A 7,288-nucleotide genomic window follows, 5' to 3' on the forward strand; every position below is an offset into this window, starting at 1 on the left:
GCGGCCGCCGCGGCCGGGGGCCTGTGGCAGCTCGCCGGCCTGGTCCACGACCCCGCCCGGGCCCGGGCCTACGCCGATCACGCGGCGCGCACCCTCGTGACCCTCGGCGACCCGGAGTTCCTCGCCGAGCCCGACGAGCCCTGGGAGGGGATCCTCAAGCACGGTGTCTACCACGAGGGCAAGGGCCTGGGCGTGGACGAGTCGGTCATGTGGGGGGACTACTGGTTCCTCGACGCCCTCGACACCGTCCAGGGCGCCGGGTCTCGGTGACCGCGACGCCCGGGGGCCGACCGCTGCGATCGGCGCCCGGGAGCGGCTCAGCCCTGGCGGAGGCTGGCCCCCTGCGTCGCGATGACCTCGGCGTACCAGTCGAAGGACTTCTTCTTGTACCGCTCGAGGGTGCCGGAGCCCTCGTCGTCGCGGTCGACGTAGATGAAGCCGTACCGCTTGCTCAGCTGCGCGGTGCTCGCGCTGACCAGGTCGATGCAGCCCCACGTGGTGTAACCCATGACCTCGACGCCGTCGGCGATGGCCTCCCCCACCTGGACCAGGTGGTCGTTGAGATAAGCGATCCGGTAGTCGTCGACCACGGTCGTGACGCCGTCGACCTCGACCAGCTCGTCCTTGGCGCCCAGGCCGTTCTCGACGATGAACAGCGGCTTCTGCCACCGGTCCCAGAACTGGTTGAGCACCACGCGCAGGCCCACGGGGTCGATCTGCCAGCCCCACTCGGAGGCCTGCAGGTGCGGGTTCGGCACCCCGCCGAAGATGTTGCCCTGGCCGACCACGCGCTTGGCGGGGTCGGCGGTCTCGCAGATGCTGACGTAGTAGCTGAAGGAGACGAAGTCCACCGTGTACTCCTTGAGCAGCGCACGGTCCTCGTCGGTGATCTGCAGCTCGACCCCGGCCTCGCGCAGCCGACGCAGGTAGTACCCGGGGTACTCCCCGCGCACGTGGATGTCACCGAAGGCGAGGTTCGTGCGGTCCGTGGTGAGCGCGGCCATGACGTCGTCGGGATCCGGGCTCAGGGGGTAGGCGGGCATCGCGAGGATCATGCAGCCGACCTGGGCCTGGGGGGCCACCTCGCGGGCGACCTTGGTCGCCAGGGCGCTGGCCACCAGCTCGTGGTGCACGGCCTGGTAGAGGTCCGAGGCGGAGAGCTGGTCCTTGGGGGTGTTGATCCCGCCGGACATGAACGGCGCGTGCAGCACCGAGTTGATCTCGTTGAAGGTCAGCCAGTACTTGACGCGGTGCCCGTAGCGGGAGAGCAGCGCGCGGGCGTAGCGCTCGTAGAAGCCGATGAGGTCCCGGTTGACCCAGCCGTCGTACTGCTCGGCCAGGTGCAGCGGGGTCTCGTAGTGGGAGATCGTCACGAGGGGCTCGATGCCGTGCTTCTCGCACTCGTCGAGCACGCGGTCGTAGAAGGCGAGGCCCTCCTCGTTGGGCTCGGCCTCGTCCCCCCGGGGGAAGATGCGGCTCCACGCGATCGAGAACCGGAAGGTGCGGAACCCCATCTCGGCGAACAGCGCGATGTCCTGCGCGTAGCGGTGGTAGAAGTCGATCGCCACCTGCTTGAGGTTGTCCTCGGTGGGACCCTCGGCACGCGGGGTCATGATGCCGTGGGGCATCACGTCCTGGATCGACAGGCCCTTGCCGCCCTCGGCGTAGGCGCCCTCGATCTGGTTGGCGGCGGTGGCCCCGCCCCACAGGAAGCCCTCGGGGAACGGGGCGACGGTGCTGCTCATGGCTGCTCTCTCCTCTGGACGGCCGTGCCGCGCCAGACAAGCAAAAAGACCCAGGCCGCCCGACCGTCACGAGGCACGCGAGGAGGTCGCGGCCTGCTGGGTCTGGGAGCCTGGGTCTCGCCCGCGGCGACGCGGTCACGATCCCGGTGCTCGGAACTGGGACGCCCGACGGCGTCCCCGATCGCACGATAGCAGCGCGACCCGGCCACCCCACCGACGTCCCGGTCGAGGGCCTGGACGCGCCCGCAGGACGATCGACCCACGCGCCCCAGGCCTTCGCCGGGTGAGGATGGCCCCATGACGCGCCGCCCCGTCCTCGCCGCCGCAGCCCTGGTTCTCGCCCTGGCCGGCTGCTCCTCGACCGCACCCGAGACCACCCCCGCCTCGCCGACGGACGCCGCGGGCCAGGCCCTCCTCGAACGTCACGGCCTGGAGGGCATGGACACCCGCGAGGTGATCGACCACCTCGACCGCCTCGGCGGCGAGGACCGTCCGAGCACCCTGATGGCCTCGGTCCGCGCCGACGAGCTCCTCCTCACCGAGGGCGAGGAGGAGCTCAGCCTCGAGATGCCCGCCGACGACCTCTACGTGGCGGTGGCCCCCTACGTCGACCAGACCCACGAGTGCGCCTTCCACAGCCTGACCACCTGCCAGGGCGAGCTCGACGAGCAGGAGGTCGAGGTGACCATCCTCGACGAGTCCGGCGCGGTGCTCGTCGAGGAGACCGCCACCACCTACGCGAACGGGTTCGTCGGGTACTGGCTGCCGCGCGACGTCGAGGGGACGATCGAGATGACCGTCGACGGGCAGAGCGGCCAGGTGCCCTTCACGACCGCCGACGACGGACTGACCTGCCTCACCACGCTCCAGATGACCTGAGGCCCACGGGTCGCGACGCCGGGCGGGCTCAGACGCGCCGCCGGAGCGCCAGGGCCGCGGCCCCCGTCGCGACCAGGCACCACACCACGAGCACGAGCAGGGAACGCCCGGAGATCGAGAAGGCGTCCTGCGCGAGGCCTGCCCGGACCAGCTGGGCCATGGGTTCGATCGGTGCCCACTCGTGCACCTGCTGCAGCCAGGTGGGCATGCGCTCGGCCGGGTAGCTGACCGGGGAGAAGAGCAGCACGACGAAGACGAGCATCTGCGTGACGAGGTTCGCCAGCGGCGGGGGCAGCACCGAGGCGAGGGCGTACCCCACGGCGGCCGCGGTCATCGACACCAGGAGGGTGGCCGGCACCAACCAGGGCGCGATCGAGAGCTCGATGTCGAACCGAGCCGCCCCGACCAGCACGCCGAGCACCATCCCGGGCAGGGCCAGCACGGTCCACACGAGCAGGTCCGAGGCGAGGAACAGGCCGCGCGGGACGGGCAAGGTGCGCATCCAGTCGAGGCTGCCCTCGGTCTTGGACTGGGCCAGCAGCTGGGGGGTCATGACCAGACCCACGGTGATGAGCGTGATCGTCGGCGCGCCGGTCGCGAGGTAGAGCGCGACCTCGGGCGGTGGGTCGCCCACCAGGAGGCCGTAGCCCACCACCGTGGCGACGGCGATGAACACCTGCACGACGACGAGCAGGGGCAGGAAGGTGGACTGGCGCCGGAACTGCCACTGGGCCAGGAGCAGGGTCTGCCGGACGGCGGTCACGCGGCCACCTCCTCGGCCGGTGCGTCGTGTCGCTCGGCCTCGACGAGGTCGACGTACACGTCCTCGAGGGAGGCCGGGACCAGCGAGTAGCGCTCGATCGCGCCCTGCTGGACCTGCCGCTGGGCCCAGCGCACGACCTCGGCGGCGTCCTCGGCCGGCACGCTCGCCGCCTCGCGCATCCGGCTGCTGCCCCGGGCGAGGACGCCGTCGGGCCAGGTCACCGTCGCGCCGGGCAGCAGGTCGAGCTCGACCGTGAGGGTCCCCTGCCGGGAGGCCGTCAGCCCCGCGGGGGTGTCCGCGGCCAGCACCACGCCGTGGTCGAGGATCGCGAGGCGGTCGACCACACGCTCGGCCTCCCGCACGTTGTGGGTGACCAGCAGCACCCCGGCGCCCTCGTCGGCCAGCCGTCGGATCTGCTGCCACAGGAGTCGACGGCGCACGGGGTCGACGTCGTTGGTGGGCTCGTCGAGCACGACGAGCCGCCCGGGCTGGACCACCGTCATCGCGAAGGCCGTCAGGCGGGCGATCCCTCCCGAGACCTTCTCGGCCCGGGTGTCCGCCCAGGGGCTGAGGTCGAGGGCCTCGATGAGCTCGCCGGCCCTGGCCCGCACTGCTGAGCGCTCACCGCCACGCAGCCGCCCGACCAGCTCGATCGCCAGGCGCGGGGTGAGCCCCGTGATCGGCACGTTCGCCTGGGCCTGGATCGAGGTCCTCGCCCGGGCCTGCCCCGGCCGGGCCACGGCGTCGATCCCGTCCAGGACGATCGTGCCCTCGTCGGGCAGGACGAGGCCGACCACCTGGTTGACGAGGGTCGTCTTGCCCGCACCGTTGTGCCCCAGCAGCCCCACCACCTGGCCTGCCCGGACGTCCAGATCGATCCCGTCGTTGGCCTGCACGCCACGGCGTCCGCGGTAGCGCTTGCGCAGCCCCCGGACCGTCAGCACCTCGTCCTGCACCATCGTCCCCTCCTCCATTCGCATACCGTTCGGTATGTTCCAGAACGTAGCAGAGACCGGTTTGTAGATACCAGTGGGTAGAACGATGAGATACCGATCGGTACCACGGCGGGTTAAGGTGAGGTCATGGCACGCGAGCGCGAGGACGAGCACAGCCCGCACGATGACTCGATCGGGGCCGCGACGCGCGCCCTGGCGGACGCGACGGCGGCCCTGACGCGCCTGATCGGCAAGCAGGTCTCGAGCACGGTGCCGGAGGTCAGCGAGACCGTCGCGGCGAGCCTTCGCGAGGCCTCACGCGGCCTGGCCGACGCCTCGGAGAAGGTCGAGCGCAGCGCCGGGGGCCGCCGCAACCAGGACCGCCGCCAGGAGAAGGTGGACCGCACGCGCGCGGAGCTGCTCGCCGCCGCGGCGCGGGTCTTCGCCGCTCGCGGGTACGAGGGCGCCTCGGTCGGGGACATCGCCGCCGAGGCGGGATTCACCAAGGGCGCCCTCTACGCGCACTTCGGCTCCAAGAGCGAGGTGTTCCTGGCCCTCGCCCGGGAGTCGCTGCTGGTTCGGCACGAGGCGGAGGACGAGGAGCACGAGATCCCCGGGGTCACCGCCGAAGGGATCGACCACGACGCGCTCGCCGCGTGGCTGCGTGACGCGCAGCAGAACCCGCACCTGCTGCTCATGCTCGAGTTCGTCAGCTACGGGATCCGCCACCCCGAGGCCCGGGCCGAGCTCGGCGCCGTCCAGGAGCAGGGCCTGCAGCACATCGCCGAGCAGATGGCCGCTCTGCGGGCAGCCCGGCGCGGTGTCGCCGCCGAGGAGCCGACCGTCGAGGACCGGGACACGGCCCTCGCCGTGATCTCGGTCGCCAACATGGCCGCCCTGCTGGGCCTGCTGACCGACTCCCCCCACACCTCCCCCGAGGCCGGGGCCCGGGCGATCGCGCGGATCCTCGAGGGCTAGCGCCCCCCGCCCGCCGGCCCCGCGCTCCCGCCCCGGGGCACGCGCTCTCTGGAATGGATCCACAGTGTTCACGGCGCCACGACCGGTCTAAGGTAAGGCAATGCTTACCCGGACAGAGGCTGCGCGGGCCGAGGCTGCGGCCGCCACCCCCGAGTACCCGAGCTACCGGCCCTACGCGGCCACCGTGCGACGGGTGCTGCGGCTGAGCCCGCACTTCCTCCGGGTGACCTTCGCGAGCGAGGACTTCGCCGTGTTCGGCACCGCAGGCCTCGACCAGCGGGTCAAGCTCGTGCTGCCCTTCCCCGACGGCTCGCTGTGCGACGTGGGAGCCCTGGACGAGCAGGCCATCCGCGAGGGCACCTGGTACGCGCAGTGGCGGGCGCTCCCCGAGGAGCAGCGCAACCCGTTCCGCACCTACACCGTCCGCTCGATCCGGCCCTCGCGCGGGGAGCTGGACGTCGACATGGTTCTCCACGAGCCCGCCGCAGGGCACCAGGAGGGTCCGGCCTCGGCCTGGCTCCGCCGCGCCCAGGTCGGGGACGCGGTCGTCGTCGTCGGGCCGGACTCGCGGTCCGCCGACCCGACCGTCGGCCTCGACTGGCGTCCTGGCCAGGCCCGGCACGTGCTCCTCGCCGGGGACGAGACCGCGGCACCCGCGATCTGCTCGATCGTGGAGTCCCTGCCCGAGGGCGTGACCGCCCAGGCCTTCATCGAGGTGCCCACCGGCTCGGACATCCTCAACGTCTACCCGCGTGGCCGCTCGCAGGTCTCCTGGCTCGCGCGGGACGCCGGCTGCGAGACGGCCGAGGGCTTCGAGGCCACGGCCCCCCACGGGCTCCTGCTGCACCAGGCCGTCTCGACCTGGCTGCCGCGGCACACCGCCGAGTACGCGAGCGTCGTCCGCTCGACCCCGGACGATCTCGACGAGGTCGACGTCGACACCCAGCTGCTGTGGGACTCACCGGTCGACCCGACCACCGGCGACTTCTACGCGTGGATCGCGGGCGAGGCCCAGACCGTCAAGACCCTGCGCCGCCACCTCGTCCGCGAGATCGGCGTGGCCCGGACCAACGTCGCCTTCATGGGGTACTGGCGCGCCGGACGTCCCGAAGGCCAGTGAGCGCCGCACCCACCCGCGACGTCGAGCCCCGCCCACCCCGGACCAGGACCCGGCCCCAACGCCAGCGCGCCCCGCTCGGCGCCCTGCTCCTGCTGCTGCTCCTGCTCGCCGCCGTGGCCGTGAGCCTCGCCGTCGGGGCGCGCACCATCAGCCCCGGCGCCGTGCTCGCAGCGCTCCTCGACCCCGCCGGGGGCGCGAGCGCGGACACCGCGACCGTCGTCGTCCACGAGCTCCGCGTACCGCGCACCATCATCGGGCTCCTCGCCGGTCTGGCCCTCGGCATGGCCGGGGTCGTGATGCAGGGCGTCACGCGGAACCCGGTGGCCGACCCGGGGCTGCTCGGCGTCAACGCCGGGGCTGCCTTCGCGGTCGTGCTCGGGATCAGCCTCGCCGGGGTGACCGCTCCCCTGGGCCTGGCCGGCTTCGCCCTGCTCGGCTCCCTCGGGGCCGCGGTCCTCATCGGGGCGATCGCGAGCTCGGCCCGGGTCGGCTCCTCCCCTGCCGTCCTCGTCGTGGCCGGGGCGGCCGTGACCGCCGGCCTCACCTCGACGACGACCCTCGTGCTGCTCGGCGACCCCGCTGCCCTGGACCGGTACCGCTTCTGGACCGTCGGCTCCCTCACCGGCCGCGACGTCGAGATGGCCGCGACCCTCGCCCCGCTGCTCGCCCTCGGGACGATCACCGCCCTGAGCCTGTCCCGTGCCCTCGACGCCCTGGCGCTCGGGGACGACGTCGCGCGGGGCCTGGGCTTCCGGCTCCTGCCGACCCGGGCCGCGGCCATGGCCGCCATCGTGCTGCTCTGCGCGACGGCGACCGCCCTGGCCGGGCCGCTGGTCTTCGTCGGGCTCCTCGGTGCCCACGGGGCCCG

General features: G+C 72.8%; 7 protein-coding genes and 1 pseudogene. 5 read left to right on the forward strand and 3 right to left on the reverse strand.

Annotated elements, in window-relative coordinates:
* A pseudogene (locus L0B03_RS11380) lies at window positions 1-270 on the forward strand (glycosyl hydrolase); the annotation flags it as partial.
* A gap of 47 nt (window positions 271-317) precedes the next feature.
* On the opposite strand, the gene L0B03_RS11385 reads toward L0B03_RS11380, so the two are convergent.
* On the reverse strand, window positions 318-1,745 hold the full coding sequence (locus L0B03_RS11385) for a glycoside hydrolase family 1 protein (protein WP_250445904.1): 1,428 nt from the start codon (window positions 1,743-1,745) through the stop codon (window positions 318-320).
* Between the two features lie 297 nt (window positions 1,746-2,042).
* Here L0B03_RS11385 and L0B03_RS11390 point away from each other — a divergent pair, with 297 nt between their 5' ends.
* Window positions 2,043-2,624, forward strand: a complete 582-nt coding sequence (locus L0B03_RS11390) for a CueP family metal-binding protein (protein ID WP_250445905.1) — start codon at window positions 2,043-2,045, stop codon at window positions 2,622-2,624.
* A 28-nt stretch (window positions 2,625-2,652) separates the two neighbouring features.
* On the opposite strand, the gene L0B03_RS11395 is transcribed toward L0B03_RS11390, so the two are convergent.
* Window positions 2,653-3,387 (reverse strand): ABC transporter permease, encoded by a 735-nt coding sequence (locus L0B03_RS11395; protein ID WP_250445906.1) that lies wholly within the window; start codon window positions 3,385-3,387, stop codon window positions 2,653-2,655.
* Complete coding sequence (locus tag L0B03_RS11400) at window positions 3,384-4,346, reverse strand: ABC transporter ATP-binding protein (protein WP_250445907.1); 963 nt, start codon at window positions 4,344-4,346, stop codon at window positions 3,384-3,386. Before L0B03_RS11400 ends, L0B03_RS11395 begins: the two co-directional genes overlap by 4 nt.
* A 123-nt stretch (window positions 4,347-4,469) precedes the next feature.
* Here L0B03_RS11400 and L0B03_RS11405 point away from each other — a divergent pair, with 123 nt between their 5' ends.
* From L0B03_RS11405 to L0B03_RS11415, 3 genes are all read left to right on the forward strand, one after another.
* The gene (locus L0B03_RS11405) at window positions 4,470-5,300 is read left to right on the forward strand and encodes a TetR/AcrR family transcriptional regulator (RefSeq protein ID WP_250445908.1); all 831 of its coding nucleotides are present in this window, start codon (window positions 4,470-4,472) and stop codon (window positions 5,298-5,300) included.
* Window positions 5,301-5,400: 100 nt separating this feature from the next.
* Complete coding sequence (locus tag L0B03_RS11410) at window positions 5,401-6,420, forward strand: siderophore-interacting protein (RefSeq protein WP_250445909.1); 1,020 nt, start codon at window positions 5,401-5,403, stop codon at window positions 6,418-6,420.
* Window positions 6,417-7,288, forward strand: an 872-nt coding sequence (locus L0B03_RS11415) for an iron ABC transporter permease (protein WP_250445910.1), incomplete at its 3' end; no start/stop codon positions are given. The genes L0B03_RS11410 and L0B03_RS11415, both read left to right, overlap by 4 nt.

This window comes from Actinotalea sp. C106, assembly GCF_023630195.1.
Taxonomy (GTDB): Bacteria; Actinomycetota; Actinomycetes; order Actinomycetales; family Cellulomonadaceae; genus Actinotalea.